General features: G+C 63.6%; 25 protein-coding genes and 1 riboswitch. Of the genes, 2 read left to right on the top strand and 23 right to left on the bottom strand.

What is annotated here, in order from left to right:
- Window positions 1–97: 97 nt before the first annotated feature.
- The 7 genes from ybeY to NDI72_RS08770 all read right to left on the bottom strand — a co-directional run bounded on the left by ybeY (window position 98) and on the right by NDI72_RS08770 (window position 7432).
- Window positions 98–601, bottom strand: coding sequence for an rRNA maturation RNase YbeY (gene ybeY, locus NDI72_RS08800; RefSeq protein WP_283800256.1), 504 nt, complete (start codon window positions 599–601; stop codon window positions 98–100).
- Between the two features lie 13 nt (window positions 602–614).
- Window positions 615–1583 carry a PhoH family protein gene (locus tag NDI72_RS08795; protein WP_113153816.1) on the bottom strand — a complete coding sequence of 323 codons (969 nt, stop codon included), beginning with the start codon at window positions 1581–1583 and terminating at the stop codon, window positions 615–617.
- Between the two features lie 59 nt (window positions 1584–1642).
- Window positions 1643–2995, bottom strand: coding sequence for a tRNA (N6-isopentenyl adenosine(37)-C2)-methylthiotransferase MiaB (gene miaB, locus NDI72_RS08790; protein ID WP_283800388.1), 1353 nt, complete (start codon window positions 2993–2995; stop codon window positions 1643–1645).
- A gap of 123 nt (window positions 2996–3118) precedes the next feature.
- Window positions 3119–3913, bottom strand: a complete 795-nt coding sequence (gene olsA, locus NDI72_RS08785) for a lyso-ornithine lipid O-acyltransferase (protein WP_206548785.1) — start codon at window positions 3911–3913, stop codon at window positions 3119–3121.
- A gap of 107 nt (window positions 3914–4020) precedes the next feature.
- A complete protein-coding gene (locus NDI72_RS08780; protein WP_206548786.1) occupies window positions 4021–4503 on the bottom strand; it encodes a GNAT family N-acetyltransferase in 483 nt (160 codons plus the stop codon).
- Complete coding sequence (gene tsaB, locus NDI72_RS08775) at window positions 4503–5183, bottom strand: tRNA (adenosine(37)-N6)-threonylcarbamoyltransferase complex dimerization subunit type 1 TsaB (RefSeq protein WP_283800255.1); 681 nt, start codon at window positions 5181–5183, stop codon at window positions 4503–4505. The genes NDI72_RS08780 and tsaB overlap by 1 nt, the downstream gene beginning before the upstream one ends.
- A 65-nt stretch (window positions 5184–5248) precedes the next feature.
- On the bottom strand, window positions 5249–7432 hold the full coding sequence (locus NDI72_RS08770) for a malate synthase G (protein WP_283800254.1): 2184 nt from the start codon (window positions 7430–7432) through the stop codon (window positions 5249–5251).
- 195 nt (window positions 7433–7627) lie between these two features.
- Between NDI72_RS08770 and NDI72_RS08765 the strand changes: the two genes are divergently transcribed.
- A complete protein-coding gene (locus NDI72_RS08765; protein ID WP_283800386.1) occupies window positions 7628–8938 on the top strand; it encodes a mechanosensitive ion channel family protein in 1311 nt (436 codons plus the stop codon).
- A gap of 70 nt (window positions 8939–9008) precedes the next feature.
- Here NDI72_RS08765 and cydX read toward each other — a convergent pair whose 3' ends face one another.
- The 13 genes from cydX to NDI72_RS08700 form a co-directional block, all read right to left on the bottom strand.
- Entirely contained in the window at window positions 9009–9125 is a 117-nt protein-coding gene (gene cydX, locus NDI72_RS08760; protein WP_113153809.1) for a cytochrome bd-I oxidase subunit CydX, read from the bottom strand.
- 34 nt (window positions 9126–9159) lie between these two features.
- Complete coding sequence (gene cydB / locus NDI72_RS08755) at window positions 9160–10317, bottom strand: cytochrome d ubiquinol oxidase subunit II (protein ID WP_283800253.1); 1158 nt, start codon at window positions 10315–10317, stop codon at window positions 9160–9162.
- A gap of 5 nt (window positions 10318–10322) precedes the next feature.
- Entirely contained in the window at window positions 10323–11900 is a 1578-nt protein-coding gene (locus tag NDI72_RS08750) for a cytochrome ubiquinol oxidase subunit I (RefSeq protein WP_283800252.1), read from the bottom strand.
- Window positions 11901–11945: 45 nt separating this feature from the next.
- Window positions 11946–13637 (bottom strand): amino acid ABC transporter ATP-binding/permease protein, encoded by a 1692-nt coding sequence (locus NDI72_RS08745; protein WP_283800251.1) that lies wholly within the window; start codon window positions 13635–13637, stop codon window positions 11946–11948.
- Window positions 13634–15391: a thiol reductant ABC exporter subunit CydD gene (gene cydD / locus NDI72_RS08740; protein WP_283800250.1), complete on the bottom strand. Its 1758-nt coding sequence runs from the start codon at window positions 15389–15391 to the stop codon at window positions 13634–13636. The genes NDI72_RS08745 and cydD overlap by 4 nt, the downstream gene beginning before the upstream one ends.
- Window positions 15388–15960 (bottom strand): GbsR/MarR family transcriptional regulator, encoded by a 573-nt coding sequence (locus NDI72_RS08735; RefSeq protein ID WP_206553408.1) that lies wholly within the window; start codon window positions 15958–15960, stop codon window positions 15388–15390. The genes cydD and NDI72_RS08735 overlap by 4 nt, the downstream gene beginning before the upstream one ends.
- Before the next feature lie 183 nt (window positions 15961–16143).
- Window positions 16144–17511 carry an O-antigen ligase family protein gene (locus NDI72_RS08730; protein ID WP_245447717.1) on the bottom strand — a complete coding sequence of 456 codons (1368 nt, stop codon included), beginning with the start codon at window positions 17509–17511 and terminating at the stop codon, window positions 16144–16146.
- A gap of 136 nt (window positions 17512–17647) precedes the next feature.
- A complete protein-coding gene (locus NDI72_RS08725) occupies window positions 17648–18460 on the bottom strand; it encodes an ABC transporter ATP-binding protein (RefSeq protein ID WP_283800248.1) in 813 nt (270 codons plus the stop codon).
- Window positions 18457–19626 (bottom strand): FecCD family ABC transporter permease, encoded by a 1170-nt coding sequence (locus NDI72_RS08720; protein ID WP_283800247.1) that lies wholly within the window; start codon window positions 19624–19626, stop codon window positions 18457–18459. The genes NDI72_RS08725 and NDI72_RS08720 overlap by 4 nt, the downstream gene beginning before the upstream one ends.
- A gap of 24 nt (window positions 19627–19650) precedes the next feature.
- On the bottom strand, window positions 19651–20640 hold the full coding sequence (locus NDI72_RS08715) for an ABC transporter substrate-binding protein (RefSeq protein ID WP_283800246.1): 990 nt from the start codon (window positions 20638–20640) through the stop codon (window positions 19651–19653).
- Entirely contained in the window at window positions 20640–21695 is a 1056-nt protein-coding gene (locus NDI72_RS08710; RefSeq protein ID WP_283800245.1) for an LLM class flavin-dependent oxidoreductase, read from the bottom strand. Before NDI72_RS08710 ends, NDI72_RS08715 begins: the two co-directional genes overlap by 1 nt.
- Window positions 21696–21868: 173 nt before the next feature.
- Window positions 21869–22065: riboswitch (cobalamin riboswitch) on the bottom strand.
- Between the two features lie 233 nt (window positions 22066–22298).
- Complete coding sequence (locus NDI72_RS08705) at window positions 22299–22721, bottom strand: DUF1330 domain-containing protein (RefSeq protein WP_283800244.1); 423 nt, start codon at window positions 22719–22721, stop codon at window positions 22299–22301.
- 5 nt (window positions 22722–22726) lie between these two features.
- Window positions 22727–23518, bottom strand: a complete 792-nt coding sequence (locus NDI72_RS08700) for a crotonase/enoyl-CoA hydratase family protein (protein WP_283800243.1) — start codon at window positions 23516–23518, stop codon at window positions 22727–22729.
- A 92-nt stretch (window positions 23519–23610) separates the two neighbouring features.
- Between NDI72_RS08700 and NDI72_RS08695 the strand changes: the two genes are divergently transcribed.
- The gene (locus NDI72_RS08695) at window positions 23611–24213 is read left to right on the top strand and encodes a TetR/AcrR family transcriptional regulator (RefSeq protein ID WP_283800242.1); all 603 of its coding nucleotides are present in this window, start codon (window positions 23611–23613) and stop codon (window positions 24211–24213) included.
- 54 nt (window positions 24214–24267) lie between these two features.
- Here the strand turns inward: NDI72_RS08695 and NDI72_RS08690 are convergent, their stop codons facing one another.
- From NDI72_RS08690 to NDI72_RS08680, 3 genes are read right to left on the bottom strand one after another with little or no spacing between them, the layout of a single operon-like run.
- The gene (locus tag NDI72_RS08690; RefSeq protein WP_283800241.1) at window positions 24268–24723 is read right to left on the bottom strand and encodes an iron-sulfur cluster assembly scaffold protein; all 456 of its coding nucleotides are present in this window, start codon (window positions 24721–24723) and stop codon (window positions 24268–24270) included.
- Window positions 24720–25142 carry a DUF1641 domain-containing protein gene (locus NDI72_RS08685; RefSeq protein ID WP_224873598.1) on the bottom strand — a complete coding sequence of 141 codons (423 nt, stop codon included), beginning with the start codon at window positions 25140–25142 and terminating at the stop codon, window positions 24720–24722. The genes NDI72_RS08690 and NDI72_RS08685 overlap by 4 nt, the downstream gene beginning before the upstream one ends.
- 22 nt (window positions 25143–25164) lie before the next feature.
- On the bottom strand, window positions 25165–26355 hold the full coding sequence (locus NDI72_RS08680) for an NAD(P)/FAD-dependent oxidoreductase (protein WP_113153795.1): 1191 nt from the start codon (window positions 26353–26355) through the stop codon (window positions 25165–25167).
- Between the last annotated feature and the right edge of the window lie 262 nt (window positions 26356–26617).

The raw sequence follows: 26617 nt of genomic DNA, 5'->3' as shown, positions 1-26617 counted from the left end.
CCCCCTCCTCGGGGGATCTCGTCTCGCCTCCAGGCGCGTCGCCCGTTGCGATCATCGTGTTTTCTGTCATGGCCGTTTGTTCAATTGAGACCTTCAGTTAGGCATAGGGATCATCAATGGCAAGGGTCTGCAACGCTTTGCGTTCCAGATCTTCCATCTCTTCCGCCTCTTCATCGGTCTCATGATCATATCCCATGATATGCAAAAAACCGTGAACGATGAGGTGAGTGAGGTGATGATCGAACGTTTTCGCCTCTTCCGCAGCTTCGCGCGCAACGGTTTCATGGGCGATGATGATGTCGCCGAGAGGCGGCAGTTCCGGTCCCGGATTGATCATGTCGGGGGCCGGAAACGAAAGCACGTTGGTCGGCTTGTCCTTGCCGCGCCATTCGCGATTGAGAACGCGGATCTCGGCGTCGCCCGTAAACAGCAGGCTCACCGCGCCACTCTCGTCGGGCTGAAGCGCGATTGTCGCGGCCGCAGCCCCGATGGCGCGCTCGGCCAGCGCCTGAAGCGCGGCCTCAGGCGCCCAGTCACCGGCTTCAACGGTGATTTCAATCTCGATTGCCGGCATATCACCGGCAGGGGAAACTTCAGTCATCGGCTTGTGCGGATCAGTCCCGCGTCTTCTTGTCGTAGGCCCGGACAATGGCTGCCACCAGCGGATGGCGCACCACATCCTTCTCTCCGAAGCGAACCGTAACGATGCCGGGCACGTCGCCCAGAACCTCGAGTGCTTCGACCAGACCCGACTTGGTGTTGGGCGGCAGGTCGATCTGGCTCGGATCGCCGGTCACGATCATGCGCGCATTCTCGCCAAGCCGCGTCAGGAACATTTTCATCTGCATCGGCGTGGTGTTCTGCGCCTCATCGAGGATGACCACCGAATTGGCCAGCGTGCGGCCGCGCATGAAGGCGAGCGGCGCGATCTCGATCACGTCGGCCGCCAGCGCGCGCTCCACCTTTTCCGCCGGGATCATGTCGTAAAGCGCGTCATAGAGCGGGCGCAGATAGGGATCGACCTTCTCGCGCATGTCGCCGGGCAGGAAGCCCAGCCGCTCACCCGCCTCAACCGCCGGGCGCGAGAGGATGATGCGATCCACAACGCCGCGCTCCAGAAGCATGGCGGCATAGGCGACGGCAAGGAAAGTCTTGCCCGTGCCGGCCGGCCCGATGCCGAACACCAGCTCCGAACGCTCCAGAGCGCGCATATAGGCGTCCTGATTGGCCGAGCGGGCGTACACGGTGCGCTTGCGCGTGGAAATCTGCGCTGCGGCGAGCTTTCCCTTTGCCTCCATCGTCGGAAGGGTCAGCTGCTCATCGGCGGCAATGGCGAGGCGCACGGCCCCGTCCACGTCGGATGGAGCAAGCTCCGTGCCCTTCTGGAGAAGATCATAGAGATAGTCGAGCGCACGGCGCGCCTGCGCCGTTGCAACGCTGTCTCCCTTCACCGAGAGCTCATTGCCCTTGGAGCGAATGTCGACGCCAAGCCGCTGCTCGATCTGGGCCAGATTCTCGTCGAAAGGCCCGTAAAGGGCGCTGGCCAGCTTGTTGTCATCGAAGGTCAGCACGATGTGCGCCATGTCCGACGCCCCGGAGGGCTGGTTCTTCAACTCAGTGCTGGCGGTCAAGCGCCCCTCCTTTACAACACCGGTTCGGCAAACAGGCTGTTCGGTCCCGCTTCCGTGATTCTAACGGAAACAATGTCGCCGATTTCGCCGGCCTTTTCATCAACAATCACAGGCTGGAGCCATGGCGAACGCCCGACGCGCTGACCGGGCTGACGGCCGGGCTTCTCCAGAAGCACGTCCATCTCACGACCGATCAGGCTTTTGGCAAAACCGCGCTGCTGCTCGATGAGCAGCGCCTGAAGCGCCTGAAGCCGCTCGTCCTTGACCGCCTCCGGCACCTGATCGCCAAGATCCGCACCCGGCGTTCCCGGCCGCGGCGAATATTTGAACGAAAAGGCCTGCGCATAGGTCACGTCGCGCACGAGCTGCATCGTGTCCTCGAAATCCTGATCCGTCTCGCCGGGGAAGCCGACGATGAAATCGCCCGACATGGCGATATCGGGACGCGCCGCACGAATGCGGTCGATCAGGCGGCGGTAATCGTCGCCCGTGTGCTTGCGGTTCATGGCCTTGAGGATGCGGTCGGAGCCCGACTGAACCGGCAAATGCAGATAGGGCATCAGCTTGGGCAGATCGCGATGGGCCGCGATCAGCGCATCATCCATGTCGCGCGGATGGCTTGTCGTGTAGCGAAGCCGGTCAAGACCGGGGATTTCCGCCAGCCGGAACAGAAGCTCGCCGAGCCCCCATTCGCGGCCATCCGCGCCCTCGCCATGCCAGGCGTTGACGTTCTGGCCAAGCAGCGTGACTTCGCGCACGCCGCCCTCGGCAAGGCGCTCCGCCTCGGCAACGATCTGCGCCACCGGGCGCGACACTTCCGAACCGCGCGTATAGGGCACGACGCAGAAGGTGCAGAACTTGTCGCAGCCTTCCTGCACGGTCAGAAACGCCGTCACGCCACGATTGCGCACCACGCGCTTCTGCGGCTGCGGCAGATGCTCGAACTTGTCCTCGATGGCATATTCGGTCTCGACGATCTTCTCACCGCCGAGCGCGCGTTTCACCACCTTGGGCAGGCGATGATAGGTCTGCGGCCCGATCACCAGATCGACGGCGGGCGCGCGGCGCAGGATTTCCTGCCCCTCGGCCTGCGCAACGCAACCGGCAACGCCGATCACCGTTTCGCGGCCGGCCTGGCTGCGCTCTTCCTTGAGCACGCGCAGACGACCCAGCTCCGAATACACCTTTTCCGCCGCCTTTTCGCGGATATGGCAGGTGTTGAGGAGAACGAGGTCCGCCTCTTCGATCTGGTCCGTTGGCGCATAGCCATCCGCCGCCAGCGCATCCGACATGCGCTGCGAATCGTAGACATTCATCTGGCAGCCGTAGGTTTTTACGAAAACCTTCTTGTCGGCGGGGCGCATTTCGGATGCGTTGCCAGTGTTTTCGGTGCCGCCAATTTCCGGCGCGATATTCTCTTCCATGCCGGTTTCCTAACGTTTTTGCGTGTCAAAAAACAGACGATTCTTCGCTGTGTGATGAATCCGTCAAATTTCGGTGCCGCGTAAGCCTGCCGTAAGCATGGCGCGCACCTGCGCCTCGGCTTCCCGCGTGACGGTCTTGCGGTCGCCTTTTGCCAGAAACGGGATCGGATCGCCATAGCGCACAGCGATATCGATAGGCCGTGACTGCCAGAGCGTGATCAGATTGGGCAGAAGGTCGGTGTCGCCGATCCACGAAATGGCCGCGCGCTCGCGCCGGTCGAGCCGGAGCCCGCCCTTGCTCACATAGATGAGCGCCACCGGCTGCAGCGTGACGCTGTCGGCCCTGTCGCTGGCAAGCGCCAGCTGTGCCGCGCCAAACAGCGTGCTCTTGAAGGGCAGCACCCGGTTTCCGTCACCGGTCGTGCCCTCGGCAAAAAGCACCATCGGATCGCCATCGGCCAGCCGTTCGGCGATCTCGCGCGCCTGTTCCGGCGAGGAGCGACGGCGCTCACGCTCGACAAAAACGGAGCGCTGCTGCCTGGCGAACGTGCCGAGGATCGGCCATTTGCGCATTTCCGACTTGGCAATGAAGTGCACGCCATCGAGCGAACCAAGCACCAGAATGTCGAGCCATGACACATGGTTGGCGACGATCATCAACGGCCGGTCTTTTGCCGGGCTGCCTTCCATGCGCACCCGAACGCCAAGCATGCGCAGGGTGAGCCGGTGCCACAGGCGCGGCACGATGCGGTCGCTGAGGAGCGGTGTGCGCAGCGCGATTTCCTGCACCACCATGAGCGGAAGCGTGTAGAGCGCGATCACCAGGATCGCGATGACGAAACGAAACGTGCTGAACATCAGCCCTTGATCAGCCCCTCTCTGCGGCCCAATGCGGCCCCCTTGCGAGGGATGGACGCTTACAGCATTTCTCCGCCGGGGGGAAACACCGCGCTGGCAGAAACCGTCTAAAGATCACGGCGCATCACCAGCGCGCTGGTGCGGTTGCCGCTCGCATCGCGGTAATAGTCCGGTCGGCCGCCCACCTGCAGGAAACCGAGCCGGCGGTAAAGCGCGATTGCCGCTGTGTTGGTTTCGTCCACTTCGAGGAAGAGCGCCGACACACGGTCGCCATGCAGCCTGAACAGAACCGCATCCATCAGTTGCCGGCCAAGGCCCTGGCGCCTGTGACTGCGCGTCACGAGAATGGTGAGGATCTCGCCTTCATCCGCCGCCTGACGCGCAAGCACGAAGCCGGCCATCTGCCCGGGCTTTCGCCCCACTTCCACGACCGCAAAGCCGAACACGCCCTCCTGCGTGAGGAGCGATTCAAACTCGGCATCACTCCACGGGCGGGCGTAGCCCTCCGCATGCATGTCAGCCAGAACCAGACTGTCGGCCACTTCCAGCGGCCGCACGACGAACTCACGCCGTCTTGGAAAAAGCGCCATCAGCCTTCCTTTCGCGGCAGGGCGAAATTCTGCTGGGGAGCCGCTTCCGGCGCGCGCAGGTAAAGCGGCCTGGGCGGCTCGCTGCCCGGCCCCTTGGCCGCAGCCAGACGGGCAAAGGTGGCAATGTCAGCCGTTGCTCCGGCAGAATGAATGTCGAGTGCGGATGGCGCGGCTTCGGCGACCAGCGCCGCCGCAGCGCCATAGACGACGGCGTTTTCGCGCAGCGCCCATTCGGCAAGCGCCTCCACCGGCAGGCTTTCCGGCGCCAAAACGGCGCGGCCTTCGCTGTCGTAACCGGCGGCAAACAAATTCTGCACCCGCTGCCCCAGCGCCACCAGAACGGGACGACCGGGAATGGCTGCATGCGCCTCGGCTCCAAGCGCCTCCAGCGTGGAAACGCCGATGGCCGGAACCTTGAGCGCCAGCGCCAGCCCGCGCGCGGCCGAAACGCCCACGCGCACACCGGTGAACGAGCCCGGCCCGACCGAAACGGCCACCGCCCCAAGCGCGTCATAGCCAAGGGCCGCGCTCGCAAGCGTCTGCTCGATCACGGACATGACATGTTCGGCATGTCCCTTGCCCAGATCCAGAACATGCCGGCCGAGTTCGCGGTCCTTATCGGTGTCATAAACGCAGGCGGCGCAGAGCGCCGCCGCAGTGTCGATTGCAAGAATGTTCATCGAGACGTCAGCCCGGCGTCCTTTTCGTTTCAAACCGCCGGCGAATCCGATGCGCCATCAGCGGGTCAGGAAGCCCTATTTGCCCTGTCCGCCGCCTTGAGTTCAAGACGGCGCGCATGCAGAACCGGCTCCGTGTAGCCATTGGGCTGCTCCCGCCCCTTGAACACAAGGTCGCAGGCTGCCTGGAACGCGATGGAACCATCGAAATCCGAAGCCATCGGGCGATAGAGCGGATCGCCTTCATTCTGCCGGTCAACGACAGCCGCCATGCGCTTCATCGTTTCCATCACCTGCGCTTCGCTGGCGACACCATGGTGTAACCAGTTTGCCATGTGCTGTGCGGAAATCCGCAGCGTTGCGCGGTCTTCCATCAGGCCCACATCGTTGATGTCCGGCACCTTGGAGCAGCCGACGCCCTGATCGATCCAGCGCACCACATAGCCCAGAATGCCCTGCGCATTGTTGTCGAGCTCCTTCTGGATTTCCTCCGGCGTCCAGTTGGGCCGCGTGGCGACCGGCACCGAAAGGATATCGGAAAGCGCTGCGCGCTTGCGGTTCTTCAATTCGGCCTGCACCGCATGCACATCGACCGTGTGGTAATGCGTGGCGTGGAGCGTCGCCGCCGTTGGCGACGGCACCCAGGCGGTGTTTGCACCGGCCTTCGGATGGCCGATCTTCTGCACCAGCATTTCCGCCATCAGATCCGGCATGGCCCACATGCCCTTGCCGATCTGTGCGTGACCGGAAAGGCCGCATTCCAGACCGATATCGACATTCCAGTTCTCATAGGCCGCGATCCAGGCCGCCTGCTTCATGTCGCCCTTGCGGATCATCGGGCCGGCTTCCATGGAGGTGTGGATCTCGTCGCCGGTGCGGTCGAGGAAGCCGGTGTTGATGAAGACCACCCGCTCGCGCGCGGCGCGGATGCACTCCTTCAGATTGATCGTGGTGCGGCGCTCCTCATCCATGATGCCCATTTTCATGGTGTTCGGCGCCATGCCGAGCGCTTCCTCGGCGCGACCGAACAGTTCCACCGCGAAGGCCACTTCTTCAGGGCCGTGCATCTTCGGCTTCACCACATACATGGAGCCCTCACGGCTGTTCATGCGGCGACCGTCTGCGCCGACATCGTGCAGCGCGATGGCTGCGGTGAACAGCGCATCCATAATGCCTTCCGGCACTTCATTGCCATCGGCGTCGAGAATGGCCGGATTGGTCATCAGGTGGCCGACATTGCGCACCAGCATCAGCGAACGGCCGGGCAGCGTGAGCGTGCCGCCATCGGGCGCGGTGTATTCGCGGTCCGGGTTCAGGCGGCGGGTGAAGGTCTTGTCGCCCTTCGTCACCTGTTCTTCGAGGTCGCCTTTCATCAGGCCGAGCCAGTTGCGGTAGACGACAATTTTGTCTTCCGCGTCCACGGCGGCGACGGAATCCTCGCAATCCTGGATCGTGGTCAGAGCCGATTCCAGCACCACATCGGCAATGCCCGCCGCATCGGTCTTGCCGATCGGGTGCGTGCGGTCGATCACGACTTCCGCATGCATGCCATTGGTGGCGAGCAGAACGGCGGTCGGCTGATCGGCTTCGCCGCGATAACCGGTGAATTTCGCGGCGTCCTTCAGGCGCGCTTCACCACCCGCCGTTTTCGCCACGAGCTGACCGCCGACAACCGAAAGCCCGGTAATTTCCGTCCAGGAAACACCATCGAGCGGCGCGCTGCCATCGAGGAAGGCGCGCGCCCAGGCGATGACCTTTTCGCCGCGCTTCGGATTGTAGCCCTTGCCCTTTTCCGCGCCATCATCGTCGGAGATGGCGTCCGTGCCGTAAAGCGCATCGTAGAGCGAGCCCCAGCGTGCATTGGCCGCGTTGAGCGCATAGCGCGCATTCATTACCGGAACGACGAGCTGCGGCCCGGCGACGGTGGCGATTTCCGGATCGACATTCTCCGTGGAGACCGAGAAGGCCTCGCCTTCCGGCAGCAGATAACCGATCTCGCGCAGGAACGCCTGATAGGCTTCCTGATCGGCGGGCGCGCCATTTTCCCTGTACCAGGCGTCGATCTTTTCCTGCAGCGCATCGCGCCTGGCCAGCAGCGCGCGGTTCTTCGGGGCGAGATCGTTCACGATCTCCGCCAGCGCTTTCCAGAACCTGTCGGGCTCGATGCCCGTGCCGGGCAGTGCCTCTTTTACGGCGAAATCACGCAGCTCTTCCGCAACCTTCAACCCATGAAGCTCAACGCGATTTTCCATTTGGCAGACACTCCTCTTCCCGATGTCAGAAATGATGCACTGCTTTCACCACGCCAGCGTCACGCGGTCAATTCGCCGGATGGAGAAGAAGTTTCAACGTGAAGCAAGGTTGAGCCACTCTTTTGCCGAACGACCGATCCGCCCGACACCGGAGGCGAGCATTCCGCAGCGAAGAAAAATGCTCTACTGTTGGCCATGGCGTTCGTGGATATCCTGATCGAGATTGCGAACTGGGTGCGGACCGAGCTCATCAATCTCGCCAACCCCTGGACCTTCTACCAGCTCGCAATCATTGCGATCCTGTTCATTGTCGCGAAGCTCGCTTCGCAGGGACTGGAGAACCGGCTGGAGGCCCGCGCCCGGCGCATCAAGGGGCATCAGGGGCTTCTGCGCGTGATCATCGCGCTGATGCGGCGCACGGACTGGATTCTCTTCGTCATACTGCTTTTCATCGTGCTGACCGTGCTGCGCGCCAGCACCTGGCCAAGCCGCACCGTTCTGATCTCGCTGACGCTGTCGCTGTCGCTCGCCTGGCTGTTCACCTCGGTCGTCTCGCGCATCATCCGCAACCGCCTGCTTGCCCGGACCATCGGCTGGATCGCCTGGACCTACGCGGCCATCGTCATTCTGGGCGTCAATGACGAGGCTGCCGCCTTTCTCGACACGCTGGCCCTGCCGCTCGGCAAGACGCGACTGAGCGCGCTGGTGCTATTGAAGGCGGCGGTGCTTCTCACCGCCACCGTCTGGCTCGCCATCGTCATCGGCAATTACTTTGATGAGCGCGTCCAGCGCTCCGACGAACTCACGCCGTCGATCCGCGTCCTGCTCGGCAAGCTGGTCAAGATCGGGCTGGTGATCGCCGCCGGCGGCATCGCCCTTTCCTCCGTCGGCGTGGACCTGACGGCGCTCACCGTGTTTTCCGGCGCCATTGGCGTGGGCCTCGGCTTCGGCCTGCAAAAGGTCGTCTCCAACTTCATTTCGGGCATCATCATCCTGCTCGACAAGTCCATCAAGCCGGGCGACACGATCACGCTCGGCGACACATTCGGCTGGATCCGCGAACTGAGGGCGCGTTTCGTCTCCGTCATCACCCGCGACGGGCGCGAATATCTGATCCCCAATGAGGACTTCATCACGCAGCAGGTCATCAACTGGTCGTTCAGCGACGAGATGGTGCGCCTCGACGTGCCGTTCGGCGTTTCCTACGAGGCCGATCCGCATCAGGTTTCCGCGCTTGCCATCGAAGCGGCGATCAGCGTGGGGCGCGTGGATGCCGACCGCCGGCCCGTCTGCTGGCTCACCGGTTTTGGCGATTCCTCACTCGACTTCGTTCTGCGGTTCTGGATCCGCGACCCGCAGCAGGGCCTGACCAATGTGCGCGGCAAGGTGCTGCTCGCGCTGTGGGACACGCTGAAGGAAAACGGCATCGAGATCCCCTATCCGCACCGCGAGGTGATCATGAAGCAGCCCCCGGCAGGCCAGGCGAGACCCGCCACCGGGGACTGAGCCTGAAAAGCAAAACGCCGGCGCGGGGCCGGCGTTTTGATGTTCATCCGTGATGCAAAGGGCGCGAAGATTACTCTCCGGCTTCCTTCTTCTTCGCTGCATCGTCCATCAGCTCGTACCACATCGCGTTCAGCACGGCGAAAGCCGCAGCGAGGGGAAGTCCGAGCAACCATGCGAAATACCACATGTCCTGATCTCCTTGTCTTTGTCGCGCGGCCAGCTCAGTAAGCGTGACCCTTGCCTTCGCGGATTTCCTCTTCGTCGACCTTGCCCCACAGCACCTTGTAGACCCAGCTCGTATAGGCAACGATCAGCGGCACGAAGATGCCCGTCACCACCAGCATGATGAACAGGGTGAGGTGGCTGGACGAGGCGTCCCACACCGTCAGGCTCGCACCCGGTGCGATGGAGGACGGCAGGATGAAGGGAAACATCGACACACCAACGGTGGAGATGATGCCCAGCACCGACAGCGCACTGGAAAGAAGCGTCGTCACCTCGCGCCGTGCGCGGAACAGGATCAGGGCGAGCGCTGCGCCGAGAAAGCCGAACGCGGGCGCGGCCATCATCCATGGATGCGCGGCATAATTGGCAAACCATGCGCCGCCTGCCTGCTCCACCGTTTTGGCGAGCGGGTTGGACGGACCGTCCGTGACGATGGCGCTGGTGATGCGGTATCCGTCGATGCCGGCCCACAGCCACAGCCCGCCAAGCGCGAACAGCACGATGGTCGCGACCGCAGCGATGCTGCCGAAGGCGCGGGCGCGCTCGGCAATCGGACCAGACGTCTTGACCATCAGCCAGGACGCGCCATGCATGACCAGCATCGAAACCGACAGAAGGCCGCAAAGAAGCGCAAACGGGTTGAGCAGCTCGATGAGCGTCGTGCCCTCATAGAAAATGCGCAGATCGTTTTCGAGCCGGAACGGCACGCCCTGCAGGACATTGCCCACGGCCACACCGAAGATCAGCGACGGCACGAAACCGCCGATGAACAGCGCCCAGTCCCAGATCGCCCGCCAGGTCGGGTTTTCGCGCTTGGACCGGTACTTGAAGGCGACCGGACGCAGGATGAGCGCGAACAGGATGGCGAACATGGCGAGATAGAAGCCCGAGAAGGACACCGCATAGAGCGGTGGCCAGGCGGCGAAGATCGCGCCGCCCCCCAGGATCAGCCAGACCTGGTTGCCTTCCCAGACCGGGCCGACCGCATTGATGACGACACGGCGCTCCGTGTCGGTCTTGGCGACGAAGGGCAGAAGCGCCCCCGTTCCCAGGTCGAAACCATCAGTGACGGCAAAGCCGATCAGCAGCACGCCGAGCAGCAGCCACCAGATCACGCGCAGGGTTTCATAGTCGATAAGCGTGTGAAGGATCATGATCTTTACTCCGCCGGAACGAAGGCGCGGGGACCGAACGCGGCCTCCGGCTCATCATCGGGTTCGGGGCCCTTCCGGATGGCGCGCAGCATGAGCGTCATCTCGACAATGAAGAGCACGGTGTAGATTGCCGAGAAGCCGATGATCGTCATCAGCACCGTCGAAGCGCCAAGGTTCGACACGGCGGCGGCGGTGGGCAGGATGCCCTCGATGATCCACGGCTGACGGCCGAACTCCGCGACGATCCAGCCGCATTCGGCGGCAATCCACGGCAGCGGTATCGCGATCACCGCAAGACGCAGCAGGAACGGATAACGATCCAGCCTGTGACGTGCGGACAGGTAGAAGAACACGCCCATCAGCGCGATGAAGGAGAAGCCGAGCCCGACCATGATGCGGAAGGTCCAGAACAGCGTCGGCACGTTTGGAACCGTGTCGTTCGCCGCCTGTGCGATCTGTGCATCCGTGGCCTCGCGCGGATCATCCACATAGGGCTTCAGGAGCAGCGCATAGCCGAGGTTCCCGCCATTCTCCTCAAACGCCTCGCGGGCTTCATCCGGGATGGCGGCCGTGCTGCCTGCCGCGCGAATGTCCTGTAGCGCGTCATAAGCGATGATGCCCTGTCTGATGCGGTCCTCGGCATGTTCCACCAGTTCCACGATACCGGGGATCTCGGTGGTGAGCGAACGCGTCGCGATGATGCCCATCACCCATGGAATGTGAACGGCGTAATGCGTTTTGCGGGCCTCCTGATCGGGGAAGCCGAAAGCGGTGAAGGATGCCGGTGCGGGCTCCGTCTCCCACATGGCCTCAATGGCCGCGAGCTTCATCTTCTGATGCTCGCCTTCGAGATAGCCGCTCTCATCGCCCAGAACCACGACCGACAGCGCGGAGGCGAGACCGAACGAGGCCGCAACCGTCATCGAGCGCTTGGCCAGATCCCTGTGCCGGTCCTTGAGCAGGTACCAGGCGGACACGCCGAGCACAAAAACGGAAGCCGTGACATAGCCGGCGGAGACCGTGTGAACGAATTTCGCCTGCGCCACCGGGTTGGTGAGCACCGCGAAGAAGTCGGTTACTTCCATGCGCATGGTCTGCGGGTTGAAGGCAGAGCCGACCGGGTTCTGCATCCAGCCATTGGCGATGAGGATCCACAGCGCCGAGAAGTTTGAGCCGATGGCCACCGCCCAGGTGGCGGCCAGATGTCCGAGCCTTGAAAGCTTGTCCCAACCGAAGAAGAACAACCCGACAAAGGTCGCTTCCAGGAAGAAGGCCATCAGGCCCTCAATGGCAAGCGGCGCGCCGAAGATGTCGCCTACATAGTGGCTGTAATAGCTCCAGTTCATGCCGAACTGGAATTCCATCACGATACCGGTGGCGACGCCCAGCACGAAGTTGATGCCGAAAAGCGTGCCCCAGAACTTTGTCATCTGCCGCCAGATGGTGCGGCCGGTCATCACGTAGACAGTCTCCATGATGGCGATCAGCACCGACAGCCCAAGCGTCAGCGGGACGAACAGAAAGTGATAGAGCGCGGTAATCGCAAACTGCAACCGCGAGAGATCAACGATGTTCAGTTCCATTGTTTCATCCGGCTTTCCGGCTCCTTTGGTCTTCGGGGGAAGCGCTCAATCCGGTCTCAGACCGTCGAGCAGACTTTCATAGTCGGCCGTGCCACGCCGCACATCGGCAACGATCCGGCCATTGTTCATGTGAAGGATGCGATCCGCCCCTTCTGCTTCGCGCCGTATGTGGGTCGATACCATCAGGGTCTTGCCCGAGGCATAATTGGCGACCCGCGCGATCACGTCGTTTGCTGTCTCACGATCAAGCCCTTCTGTCGGCTCATCAAGGAGCCAGACCGGCGCATCGCGCAGCACCAGCCGCGCCATGGCAAGCCGGCGCGCCTGACCGGAAGAGAAGCCCGCACCGCCTTCACCAAGCCACGTGTCGAGCCCGGCAGGAAGCGTCGCGAAATGGCGTGAAAGACCCGCAGCCCCCAGCGCCACCAGCATGGCGTCGTCATCCGCAGCCGGATTGGCGAGCGCGAGATTGCCGCGCAGCGTGTCGTGAAAGAGTTCCGTGCGCTGGGTGAACAGCGTGGCCGGCAGGCTGGCCACATCGCCCTGATCGGCTGCCAGCTCGCCGGCGATCACCGAAAGAAGGGAGGACTTGCCTGCCCCGCTCTGCCCCACCAGCGCGATGCGCTCGCCACGGTCGATGCGCAGCGATACATCCGCAAGCGCAACCTCCGCAGCGCCCGGATGGCGTGTGGTCACGCCTTCCAGACGAATGGCAATGCCGGCATCCTGCGGGATTTTATTTTCCGGCGCACTTTCTTCGCCATTGAGGCGCGGGCCGACACGGCGCACGGCCATCAGCGTTCGGCCAAGTTCCACTGCGCCACGCCGGAGGGCCGCGAAGGGCTCGGTTGCCGTCAGCGCGACCAGAAGCGCCAGCGCTGCGACCGGCGCGCCGATCTGGCCGGCCTCGGCCAGCGTCGCGACGACGAGAAGGACTGCCGCCAGCAAGACGGCCCCGGCCACGCCGAGCGCGACACTGACGCCGGTTTCCGTGCGGTTCATGGCGTCGTCGGCATCGGCAAGCCGTGCATCCGCTTCGGCAATGGACATGCTCTGGGCGTCGAGGCGGCCTGCCATGACAAGCTCGCCCTGACCGCGCACGAGATCAATGCTGCGCGCGCGCAAAACCTCGAGTGCATGGGCCCGCCGGCGCGCCGGGCGTTCCGCGTGACGCGCGGCAAAAGCCGGCACACCAAGCCCGACGGCCAGAAGAAACAGCGCCACGCCGAGGCCGAGGCGAACATCGATGAAGCCGAGCGCAAGCCCCGCGACAAGCGCAGCGCCGGCGGCGGAAAACAGCGGCACCATCACCCTAAGATAGAGCGAGTCCAGTGCGTCGATATCGATGGTCAGCCGGAACAGCAGACGCGCGGGACGCGCCATCATGGCGCGGGCGGCGCCCGCAACGGCCCAGCCGCGAAACAGTCTCTCGCGCAGTTCGGCAAGCACTTCCAGCGTCGCGTCATGGGTGACGATCCGCTCGCCATAACGCGATGCGGTGCGCGCAAGTGCGAGAAAGCGAATGCCGGCGGAGGGCGCAAAAACGTCAAAGGCGAGCGCAGTCGCCACGGAAAGCCCGGCAATGGCTGTGGCAGCGATGAACCAGCCCGACAGGCCGAGAAGCGCGATGCCGCACAGAACCGTGGCGAGCGACAGCAGCGCGCCGGCGAGAAGCTTGTTGCGGTTGCCCGCCCAGAAAAGCGCGGCCACCGCGCGAAGATTGCGGCTGCGGATCATAACGCGCCTCCGGCAGTCTGCGGCGTCTGCAGCGTGATCACGCGATCCATGCGGCTCGCCAGCACCGGATCGTGCGTGGCGACCACCAGCGTCTTGCCCGCGCTGATGCGCAGAAGGCTGTCGGCAATCTCCTGCGCCGTTTCCCGGTCGAGATGCGCTGTCGGTTCGTCGGCGAGCACGAGGCCGGTCTCGGGCGTTGCCGACGCGCGCGCCAGCGCGAGCCGCAGCGCCTCACCGCCCGACAGGCCGAAACCGCCTTCGCCGATCATGGCCGGACCACGCGCAGCGGCAAGCCGCGACAGGCTGACCGCCTCAAGCGCATGGGAAACCTGCTTCGGTCCCACGCCTTCGCGGCCCAGTGCGACATTGCTGGAGATCGTGCCGGGGAAAATGTGCGGATCCTGCCCGATCCAGGCGATTGCCCTACGCAGATCTGCCGCACCGGCATCGTCCAGTGTGCGTCCACTGATGCGGATCGTCCCGCCATCTGGCGCAACCAGGCCCGCAATAAGGGCGAGGAGCGTCGACTTGCCCTCGCCGCTTGGAGCCATCAGCGCGACCCGTTCGCCGGGCTGGATATGGAGATCGAAACCGGAGAAGACCGGCGCGCCTTCGGCCGTGTGGCTGAAGCGCAGATCCTCGACCGAAAGCGAGAGCGCACCCGACTGCCCCTCCCGCAAAGATGTCGGCGTGGCGGACGCGCCCACCAGATGCCGGCCCGACTGCGCCAGTTTTTCCAGCGCCTCGAACGCGGCCTGCCCGGACGCCCGGTCATGCCAGACAGCGGAGAGATCGCGCAGCGGCTCGAAGAAGGACGGGGCCAGAAGCAGGATGAAGAGCCCTTCGGCCAGGGTCAGCTTGCCGCCCCATGCGCCGAAATTCAGTTCGCCCAGCAGGTGGAACCCCACATAGACGGCGACCATTGCCACACCGAGCGCGGCAAAGAGTTCCAGCACTGCAGACGACAGGAAGGCAATGCGCAGCACCGCCATGGTGCGGCGGCGCAGATCTTCGGCGCTGGCGCGCAGCCGGTTGGCGGTGCGATCCACGGCGTCGAAACTGCGGATGGTGGTCAGGCCGCGCAGCCGGTCCATCAGGAACGCGTTCATGCTGCCCATTTCGGCAAGCTGTTCCTCGCTCGCCTGCTTGGCGCGCCAGCCGACCAGCGCCATGAAGATGGGAATAAGCGGAGCGGCGAGCAAAAGCACCAGCCCGGCCACCCAGGAGTAAACGAACACGCAGGCGAGAATGGCAAGCGGCACGATTGCCGCCTTCAGACGGGCCGGGCGAAAACGCGCCACATAGGGAACGATGGCTTCCGCCTGCTCCGCAAGCGTGCTGGCGGCCAGGCCCGACGAGGGCCGCGTCGTATCGAGCGGCGAGGTTTCGCAAAGCGCCGCCACCGCCTGAACGCGCAATGCGCTCAGCTGGCTGCGCGCCTGCCGGAAGGCGAGACGACTGCCAGCGCCATCGGCCACCGACCGGGCCACACCGAGAACAAGAATGCCAAGGGCGGGAAGCCACGCCGCCGATGCGCCCTCACCCGCCGCAATGCCGCCAACCGCCATGGCCAGAAGCGCCGCCTGCGGGAGCCACAGGAGAGAAGCCGTCACCTGCAGAAGAACCGCCGCGCGGCTGACGCCCTTTTCTGCCTGCGCGGCGTCGCCTTGCCGTCCTGCCGGATGCGCGCGCGAAACCGCGCGACCGGCTGCGGGCGCGGAGCGCTCTTCAAGGGCCGCGTCAACACTCGTCATGACGTCTTCGATCCCTTGCGCTTGCGGCCGAGCGAAACAATCCGGTCCTTGGTGTCGATCAGTTTCGTCACTTTGGAGCCGAGGTTCAGCAATGTCGCAAGCTGCTCCGTCTCGAGATGTTTCACATCGTCATACCATTTCGTCAGTTGCTCAATGAGCGTCTGCATTTCCGCCAGCTTGGCCTGTGCATGACGCTCTTCCTCGCTGCCCGGCGACTGCATCAGAAGCTCGCGCAGCACCGAAAGCGTGGGATCGACTTCGCGCTTCTTGCGCTCCTCGGCGAGTGTGCGCAGAATCTGCCAGACATCGTCCGGCGTCGTGAAGTAATCGCGCCGGTCTCCTGGAATATGTTTCAGAAGAACGAGATTCCAAGCCTGAAGCTCGCGCAGGCTCATCGAGACATTCGAGCGCGAAATGGAAAGCGCTTCGACAATGTCATCCGCGCAGAGCGGCTTCGATGAAGCATAGAGCAGCGCATAGATCTGTCCGACCGTGCGGTTGATGCCCCAGCGGCTGCCCATTTCTCCAAAATGCAGCACGAAGGACTGCAAAAGTGGCGGGAGGTTCATGATGAACACACCTGACATTGATTTCAGTAATTTCTGAAATTTGTGTAGAACCCTGCCGTTCCGAACGCAAGCCTGCCGCACACGGTGCGCCGTTATGCAGCAGGGGCTGCGCCCATTGCCGTCACGCTTTCATAGCGCGCCGACATGTCGGCTGGACGTCAGCTTTTGACCGGAAAGGAAAACTCAGCGCTCTATGCGCGTCGGCACCCTGAACCGCGCCACGAGACGCAGGCCTAGAACGGACATGACGAAGAGCATCCAGACCGGGTCTGTGCGGCGGAAGAAGAAGCTCTCCAGAAACGCGTTGAACAGGCTGAATGTCACGATCATCATGAAGAGATCGGCGAGAAAGATGTTCTCGCGATAGGGCGGGGTGCGCGCAAAGTCGCGCAACGGCACGAAGAGAAAGGTGATGATGGCCGTGCAGAGCGCCAGAAGTCCCATGCCGAGCGCCATGTCGACATAGCCATTGTGCCCGTGAACCGTGCCGCGAATGTCCCACGAACGGTCAAACGGGTGGTCGGAGGAAAACACTGTCTGCGTGAGCCAGAAGTTCTCGAACCCGTATCCGAACAATGGCTTCTTCGCGATCATGTCTCCTGCATAATCCCAGATCGGCGTGCGGCCGGTATAGGTGAGATCCGGCGCCAGCGTTGCCGCAAGATCCTTCACCGGCCCGATATAGACAATGCCGAGCGTGGCCACGGCAAGCGTTGTCACCGCCGCGATCACCAGAACCGGCACCAGCGAGCGCAGCCCGAAGAGACCGGGCAGCGCCACCAGCATGCCGGCCAGCGGCACCGTGGCCGTGGTGGTCTTGGAGCCGGTGTGGAAGACGAAGATCATCGCCAGAACGGCAATCGCCCCGCCCGACCAGCGCCAGCCGCGCCGCCACAGATAGAGCCCGGCGAAGGAGAGCCCGGCCATGACCGGACCGGCAATGTTCTTGTGCGTGAAGACGCCGCGCCACAGGCCCGCATGCTGCGCTTCGACATCATAGGCCTGGTGAACCGCCACATCGCGCAGGGCGACGACCCCGAAATAGGAAAGCCCGAGGATCACGAAACCGGCGAAGACAAGCACGCGCGAAAACGCATCCGCATCGCGCGGCAGCGTCAGAATGGCCGCCACGGTCAGGATGCCGATGAGGGAAAACGCCACGGTGCGCATCGTGTCGGTGGGCACCGGCGTGTTGAGCGTGGCAATGGCGAGGAAGCCAAGCAGAAGAAGCCACCACGGGCTCAGGAGGGCAACCAGCACCCGTCGGTCAACGAGCATCAGCAGCGAGGCCAGCGCCACCGCACCCAGCCCGCCAAAGCCAAGCTGATTGACGATGTCGCCGCCGCTGCCGCTCAGCTGCGGCCCGGATGGCTGGAACGGGCGGAAGGAGATCATCAGAATGGTGAGGAGCACCGCCGCGATGACCGTGGAGGGCTGCCCCGTCGCAACCATCCGCGTGATGAAGGAGGGCTTCTTCCGGCTGGCCTCCGCGCGATGCGCGCCTGCACCGTAATCATCCGCCCCGTAGGGCCCTGAATATGTGCTGCTCATGGCCTACCCGCGCCCGCTGCCGCGCGACCCCTGGGAGGTCACGGCTGCCAATCGGGAAAGTTCGGGGTTGCTCGCCATACCGGGATCAGAACCTGTTGCGCTTGCCCCATAAAGCGCGACGCCGCTTAAGGCTGCGTTAATTATGATCCACGCCGTTTGCGCCGATGGGCGGCGCGGCGGATGGCATCACCCACACCGTGCCCGTTTCGGGATGCCGCCCTATCGTCGCGTCGATCCGGTAGACCCGCTTCAGAAGCGCCGGTGTGAGCACCGCGTCCGGCGTGCCCGCCGCAACCAGCCTGCCATGATCCAGAACGCACAGCCGGTCGCAGAACATGGCTGCCAGATTGAGATCGTGCAGCGCGGCAACCACCGTGGTGCCCAGCCCGCGCATGAAACGCAGGAGCTGGAGCTGGTGGTGAATGTCGAGATGGTTCGTCGGCTCATCAAGAACGAGCAGCCGTGGCTGCTGCACCAGCGCCCGCGCGACGAGCACGCGCTGCCGCTCGCCGCCCGACAGCGTGCGGAACGCGCGCTCCTGCATCGCCGTCAGCCCCAGGAGTTCGAGCGCCGCCGCGATCAGCGCGTGATCATGCGCCGTGTCTGCCTCCAGAAGCCGCTTGTGTGCGGAGCGCCCCATGGCCACCACATCGCGCACGGTCAGCGGAAATTCCGCCGGCATGTCCTGCAGCACCGCGCCCACATTGCGCGCCACCCACTCGGTCGGCTGCCGCCAGGCATCCTCGCCATCGACGAAAACCGCGCCGGATGACGGCCGGTTGATGCGATAGATGGTGCGCAGAAGGCTCGACTTTCCAGCCCCGTTCGGCCCCAAAAGACCGACCATCTCGCCCTTTCGAACGCTGATCGACACATCATCGACAAGCACCCTGTCACCCGCGCGAAACGTGACCGAGCGCAGGTCGAGCGTTCCCGGTTCCATGCTCATCGCGCACCGCCCAGCGCGCGCGCATCGCGCCGCAACAGCCAGATGAAGAATGGCCCGCCCACCAGTGCGGTGACGATGCCCACCGGCAGCTCCAGCGGCGCGATGACCGTGCGCGCCACGAGGTCCGCGCCAATGGTGAAGCTCGCCCCCAGAAGCGCCACCGCCGGCAATGCGCGGCGATGATCCGCACCGACAAGAAAGCGCACGATGTGCGGCATGATGAGCCCGACAAAGCCGATCACACCGGACACCGCGACGGTGATGCCGGTGAGCGCTGCCGCCAGCACGAACATGCTCTGGCGAAAGCGCTGCACATTGAGGCCGAGCGCCACCGCGCTTTCGTCTCCGGCCATCAGCAGGTTCAGCCGGCGCGCCTGCACCAGCATCACGCCCAGGCCCAGCGCAAGGGCGGCAAGCGGAATGGGAATGAGCTTCCACTGCGCCGTTCCAAAGCCGCCCAGCGTCCAGAACAGGACGCGGGAGGCAAGTTGTGGATCGGGCGATGTCAGCACAATCAGGCTTGTCAGCGCGCTCAGAATGGCGCTCATCGCCACGCCGGCGAGCACAAGCCGTGTCGGGGTCATCTGGCCGCCGGTCCGCGCCACCCAGAACACCACGAACAGCGTAACGAGCCCGCCCAGAAAGGCCGAAATATGCAGCGTGAACGCGCCAAATCCCAGAAGCCCCCAGCGCATCACCACCACAGCACCGGTGGCCGCACCGGACGAAACGCCCAGAATGCCCGGCCCCGCCAGTGGGTTGCGAACGATGGACTGGATCGTCATGCCCGTCACGCCAAGGCTCGCCCCGACAAGAGCCGCAAGGAAGACGCGCGGCATGCGCGTCTGAACGACGATGGTTTCGTAAGCCGTGCGCCAGTCCGGTTCGACAAGCCCGTCGCCGAACACGAGATTGGCGAGAATGGCGAGCGCCGTGCCGCCGGGGATATGCACCGAGCCAAGCATCAGCCCGGCAAGAGAAACGCCGAGAAGCAGCGCAACCATCAGGACGATGACCAGCGCATAGCCGGTAACGCCACGCCGCGACGCCCCACCCTCAAGACCATGCTGCACGGCCCCGCCCCGCGCGGGCGGCGCGGACTGGAGAATGGCGATCAGCGCTTCATGGCTGTTCGCCTTTTCCTCTCTGGAGGCCGGTGCATGCATCGTTAGAAACCGTATCTAAGCCGGCTACTTTTCGATCCGGTCGGGATGGAATGCCCGTGCGAGCTTTTCCACCGCATCGATGGAGCTCGGCCCCGGCTGTCCCCAGACGGAATCGATGGTGACGAATTTCTCGCCCGCAATGCCGGGCACATTCTCCACCGTCGGGTTGGCCTTCAGGATCTCGATGCGCGCCTGCCCCAGCTCACCGGCCGGATCGCCGACCACCTGGCCACCGGCCGTGCCTGAATAATAGACAACGATGTATTCAGGCGCGCGTTCGGCGATCTGCTCCCAGGAGACCTGGCCATAGCGGTTTGCCACGTCGCCAAAGATATTCGCCCCGCCGGCCCGCTCGACCACATGCGAAAGCATGGTGTTGCCGAGCACGGCGCGCGGTGCGGATTCGCCGCCATTGAAGATGAACACCGGCATGGCCTCAACGCCATCGAGCTTTGCTTCCACCTCGGAAAGGCGCTCCTCGATGTCGGCGATCAAAGCCTCGCCGCGCTCGCGCACGCCGAAGATTGCCGACATGGAGCGGATTTCCGCATAAAGCTCGTCGAAACCGAACTTGCCGAGATTGCAGCCCTCGGTGTTGAGGCGGGTTTTCATGCCCAGATCGTGAAGCTGATCGCGCGTGTGGCGGCTTTCGCTGAACCCGTCCGGATAACCGGCATAGACGAAATCGGCCTCCGCCTCGATCAGCTGTTCGGTGGTGGCGACCAGCGGTGAAAGCACGGGAACCGTGTTGTACGCCGCCTCGTATTGGGGGCTGATCTTGAGGTTCGCCATATAGGAGGTCCCGGCCATGCGGTCTTCCAGACCGAGCGCCAGCATCATCTCCGTGGCGTTGTTGCTCAGCGTCACCGCCCGTGCCGGCGGCGCCTCATAGGTGGTGGTGTAGCCGCAATTCTCATCCGTGTAGGGAAAGCCCGCCTCATCGGCAAAGGCGGGCGCAGACACCAGAACCAAACCTGCGACCGCAAGCCCGCGCAGACCGATTAATCGCGACATCAATTCACTCCTTCTATGGCCGGCATGCCGCCGGCGCTTTCAACTGGGGATGGGGTTTGGTCTGGCTGGCCGAGCGCTGGCATGACCTCCGCTGCAAACAGTTCCATGCCGGCGAGCGCCACATCGTTGGCAATCAGGCCGTTGGCGCTGAACAGACAGCGAATGCTGTTCGCGCCGGTCTCCGCCGAGAGCGCGCGCAATTGCGCAAGGCAATCCTCGGGCGTTCCCGCGATGGTGAAATCCGCCAGCATGGCGGCGCGATCACGCGGCGCAGGTGGCTGCATTCCACGCTCCAGCGCCCGTGCCGCGCGCCGTGCATTGAGCTTTTCCAGAAGCGCATCGACCCGCTCCATGGCCTGCGCCCGGGTCGGCGCGATCATCACGTAACGCGACAGCGATGAGGCGGCGAGCGGCGCGCGCGACCCGCCATGGCGATCAAGCGCTGCATGAAACACCGGCAACTGCCGCGCTTCATTGGGTTCAAGGCTCAAAAGAAGCGGAAAACCGTTCCTGGCGGCGATGTCGACCGTCTCTTCCGAGACGCCGGCGACATAAATCGGCGGATGCGGCTTTTGCACCGGCGGCGGCCCGACGGAGACGTTGGAAAAACGCCACGGCCCGCCATCCGCCGAACAATGCGGCTTCGTCCAGGCGTCGATCATGATCCTCAACGCTTCGGCAAACCGCCTTGATGCGTCATCGCGCGAAATCTCGAGCGCGGTGAATGTGCCGGGCTCGGTGCCGCGCCCGATCCCCACATCCACGCGCCCGCCGCTCTGAAAATCGAGCTGCGCGATCTGCTCGGCAAGCAGCAGCGGATGATAGAGCGGCAAAACGAGGATCGACGTGCCGAACCGCAGCCTCTCCGTCCGCGCCAGAACCTCCGCGCCAAGCAGAAGCGTGGACGGATAGGGCAGCGTTTCGCGACCGAAATGAAATTCGTTGAACCAGATGCCGCCGAAACCAAGCGCGTCCGCCCGTTCGACAAGACGCATCAGCGCCCGGTGGTCGCCAAGCGCGCCTTCGCGGGCAAAGCCTGCCAGATCAACGCGCATGGCGCGACCCGCCCGAATGCGGCGCACCACATTGGAACAATCGGCTCAGTTCGGCCTGCGCCGAAGGAAATCGGGAAACGGATCGGAGACGTGACGTCCCGATAGACGGACTCATTGCCGGCAAAGCGCCTGCATGCATTCTGGGCCTCCTGCCGGCGCACCTCGTCCGGCGTTCATGGTCTATGCATGAGGCAGGTCTCCTGACTCGCGGCTCGAACGTTCGGTCCGCCTTCCCGGCTTTCGCCAGTGGCATTGGAAAGAACTTGCCGCTTACAGTTGCGAGGGCAGTCCCGGAATTGGTCTGTCTGGCAGACCGCACCGGGTTCCCTTTTCATCCGCGAAAGGCGGAACCGCATGCGGCGGCGACCCTATCCGCGAAGGAACCGCGACGCAACCGCGAAAGGCGTTTGCGCGAAAGAACGGCCGACGCGTAGCTGGCTTGCCGCAACATGCACCGGTTCGCCAAGCCCACCATTCGCGCAAGCGATGAGGAGAGCGCCTCGATCGTGGCTTGCCCGGCAGCACGTGAAGTCGACCTATCTCGCCTTCGAGAAGTTCTACAAACTGCTCTAGGATCAGGGCTCTAGCAACCGGAAGTCGCCTTCAGCCCCCGGCGAAATTCACACCGCCGGGCTGCGGGGCGAAGCGGACGAGCCGACTGTCCGTAACGCCGGCCTGACGATGCGGCAGCGCTTCATGGTAGGCCGGGTCGCGCATCATCTGCGCAAACACGCCGACCGATGGATATTCGGCAATGAAGCAGATGTCCCACGCCTCTGCCTGCGGGCCGATCAGCATCAGCTCGAAACCGCCCCGCCAGACGATGCGCCCGCCCAACCGTTCCAGAACGGGCGCGCTGATCCGGCTGTATTCCGCATAGGCGTCCCGACCGCTTGCCACCCGGCCATCCGGATAATCCGCCCGCTCACGCAGCTTGATGAGATTGAGCATCTGGACCGGCCCCGGCCGTGCATCCGCCCGAAACGCCTCCCAGATCTCCTTGGTAAAACCGGTGTAACGCGTCATCTGCTTCACCTTCCCTGATAGACGGGCGTACGCCGTTCGATCCATGCGTCGAGCCCTTCATGCACATCTGCCGTCGCGCACATGCGGGCAAACTGTTCGCGCTCGATCAGAAGCCCCTCTTCAATCGTCGTGTTTATGCCCCGCGTCACGGCCGATATGATCCGGGCGGCCGCCAGTGGCGAATGCTGCAGGATGCGCTCCGCCAGCTCAAACGCCGCAGGAAGCAGATCTTCCGCAGGCACCACCCTGTTCACCAGCCCCAGCTCATGGGCGCGCTGCGCCCCGAACGTATCTCCCGTCAGGAGCAGTTCCAGCGCGCGCTTTCGCCCCGCCAGTCGCGACAGGCGCTGCGTGCCGCCAAATGTCGGCGGAATGCCGATATTGATCTCCGGTTTCGCGAAAATCGCCTGCTCGGAGACAACCGCCAGATGCACCGCTTCGGTGATCTCGCAGCCGCCCCCGAAGGCGATGCCATTGACCGCCGCGATCACCGGCTTGGGAAACGCCTCGAAGCGCGCCGTCATCTGCTGGCCGCGACGACAGAAGGCGCGCACCGCTTCTTCTGCGCCCTGCCTTATGCTCTCGGCGAATTCATGTATGTCTCCGCCAGCCGAAAACGCCCGATCCCCCGCCCCTGTCACCACCACGGCGCCGATTGCCTCATCCGCCTCGATCTCATCGAGCAGCGACAGCAGCCGATCATTGGTCGCGTAATTCAGAGCGTTCAGTTTCGACGGGCGGTTCAGCGTCAGAAGCGCGATACGCCCCTTCCTTTCGCAAAGCACGGTGTTCTGCATTTTCCTGCCTCTCCAGTTGAATTGACAGAAAGGCTAGGACCGGGCACGCTGCATGGAAACTCACTGGTTAGTATACATGGTTGCGACATCCGATGGACACGAAACAGCACAAGCCCAAACCGGCCCGCGAACGGGTCGTCGATGCAGCAAGCAAGCTGTTCTATCGGGAAGGGATTCGCGCCGTCAGCGTCGATGCCGTTGCAGAGGAAGCGGGCGTAACCAAGAAGACCTTCTACTATCATTTCAGGAGCAAGGATGACCTCGTCGCCGAGTATCTCAGTTCCCGCGACCAGCCAAATCTCGATCTGTTCGAAAGCTGGTTCAGGAGTGCTGAAGGCGATGTGGCGGACCGGGTTGAGGCGATTTTCACGGGCGTCGCCCGATCCGCGCGCCATCCCGCATGGCGCGGCTGCGGCTTCCTGCGCACCGCAGCCGAGCTGGCCAATCTGCCGGGACACCCAGCCATGGTGATCGGCGCGAGCCACAAGAAGAAATTCGAGAACTGGCTTTCAGGCGAACTCGCCGAAAGCGGGATCGACAATCCTGCGGCGATCGCCCGCCAGATTGTGGTTCTGCTCGACGGCGTATTCTCAACGCTTCTGGTGCACCGCGACGCAGACTATGCAGAATCCGCCGGACAGGCCGCCAGAACGCTGATCCATTCGTCATACCCGACACAGAGCACGGGAGCCTGACCGAGGCCTCCCCCCGCACATCGGGCTTTGGAAAACCCATGCCTTCTGAACGTGTCAAAGCGCGGTGCCGGGCTGCCCCCGCTCGGCACATGCGCCGGCGACTGCCTCGAACGGCAGCAGGATCGATCCGAAACGGCTTGGAAACGCCCGCGCCGCCTCGAACATGGCGAGATCCCGCCAGGGTTCAGGAAAAGTGACCGCTTCTCCCGCCAGAAGGCGGCGCAGCAGACCGGCAATCTCGCCGACGCCGGCGCAGGTCTCTCCAGTGGCATGGCGCACGACGATGGCGGTAGACGCCATGCCGAGTGTGCAGGCGCGCGTGCGCCATCCAAGCGCGCCAATCGCATCGCCCCGCCACTGCACATCAAGCGTTACCGTGCTGCCGCAGGTGCGGCTCGTCCGGGTGATTGAGGCATCCGCCGGGACAAGCCGCCTGTCATTGCGAACCCCGGCGGCCAGATCCCGCAGGCCGCGCTGATAGAGCGCGGCCAGGTCCGCATCGGCGCTCATTCGACGCCGTCATCCTTCATCTGCCGGCCGAGAACCGACAGAAAGGTCAGCGCAAAATAAAGCCCGCGCCGCACATCCTCATTGCCGGCCACGCGCAGCAGGCCGAGAAGGGATGGCACCTGGGCCTGTGCGGTCTGCGTCGCGGCATAGCGCGCGGCATTGCCGACGTTCCACGCAGCGCCCACGCTTTCCTCATAGGCCTTCATCAGTTTCTGCACCATCGCGTCGTCGAACATGTCGACGCCGTCGGATGCAAGCGATGCGAGATCGACCAGATTGTGAAGACGGCGGCCCTGCAGGAGCGGTGCAAGCTTCTCGAGAAGCTCCACGAGCCCGCGCTCGGTGGCTTCATCCATTGCGGCGAGCGCCTTCGGTGCTCCGGCAGCGGCTTCGGGCGTGTCCATGACTGTATCGTTCATTGTTTTCCTCCGGATGCCGTTGTCAGATGATGCCGCGCGCGACGGACCAGTAGATCCCGCGATTGAAGGCCTTGCGGAGCAGTCCCCCGACCTTGGTCGGCGGGGTGGGATGCACGTCCTCGTCATAGTCGTACCAGAGCGGCATGCCGGCCTCGAGGCCCATCTGCGCCACGGCCTGAACCTTGCCGTCATAGGCATCGACCGTGCGGCCAAGCCGGATGTCGCCGGCGATGTTGTTGGCGATCACCGGGCACTGGTTGTGACAGGAACCGCCGGCCTTGGAGATCGGCAGATCGACCGTGTCACCCATGATGTAGGCGTTGGGGTGGCCTTCGAGCTGCAGCGTCTGGCGGTCGGTGGGCAGCCAGCCCTCATTGTTCGGAGCCTGCGAGATGCCGCTTTCCAGAACCGCATCGACCGCGCGGATCGGCGGCGTACACATGAGAAGGTCGAACGCCTCTTCACCGCCCTCTTCCGAGTGGGCGATCTTCTTGCCCGCGTCCACGGAGTCCAGCGTGAAGCCGCGCTGATACTTGATGCCCTTGGCTTCAAACACCGGTGGCAGCACCTCACACACTTCCTGCTGCAGGAACAGGCAGTTGCGCAGAAGCTGCGAAACGGTTGGATAGGTGTAGACGATCTCGCACTGCTCGCGCACGCCCTTGCGGCGCAGATATTCATCCACCATCAGCGTGGTTTCCATCGGCGCGATGCCGCACTGATGCGGCACATTCGGCGTCTTCGGGAAGTTGACGGTGATGAAGATCCGCCCCTTCTCGAAATTGCGCAGCTTCTCGGCAAGCTGGCGCGCCGGGCCGTACTGATAGAAATAATCGCCGCCTTCCTTGAGGCCCGGAATGCGCTCGGGTGCGGGCAGGCAGCCGGTCGAAACGACGATGTAATCGTAGCCGATGGTCTTTCCGCTCTGCGTCTTCACGGAGGAGCCCGCAAAGTCAAAATGCACCACCTTGTCCACCTCGAAGGTGATCTCGGGGCGCAGGAGCGTGCGCTGTTTGCGCCGTAACTCGCCCTCGAAGAACATGTCGAAGGCGACATACATGAAGGCCGGCTTGTAGTAGTGCCATGGGGAATCGGACAGGAGCGTGACCTTGATTTCTCCCCGCGCGATTTCGGGATACATCTTGGCGACGATGCTGTTGGCCGTCATCGTGCCACCGATGCCGCCTCCCACGATAAGTATATGTTTGGTCAACGCTAACCTCCCTGCTTTCACTTAGCTGGCGCAGATATCTTGATCCGTCATCTCAGAGGATTAGCATGCAGGAGAAAGGCAGCGCCGGCGGATGTTTCCAGAATGGAAAGGTTCGATATGGCGGGGGAAATGCGCATGCAGGAAACGGAAATCCGCCAGGTCGTTCAGGCCCAGATCATCGAATGTCTCAACCGTTTCTATGCGATTGAGACTGGCATGTGGGGCGGTCCTTTGGATGCTTTGATTGTTCGTACGATCATCA

This window comes from Nitratireductor sp. GZWM139, assembly GCF_030068685.1.
In the GTDB taxonomy this organism is placed as follows: domain Bacteria; phylum Pseudomonadota; class Alphaproteobacteria; order Rhizobiales; family Rhizobiaceae; genus Nitratireductor; species Nitratireductor aquimarinus.
The sequence above is the reverse complement of the archived record's forward strand: the minus strand, read 5'-3'. Positions and strand labels throughout refer to the sequence as shown.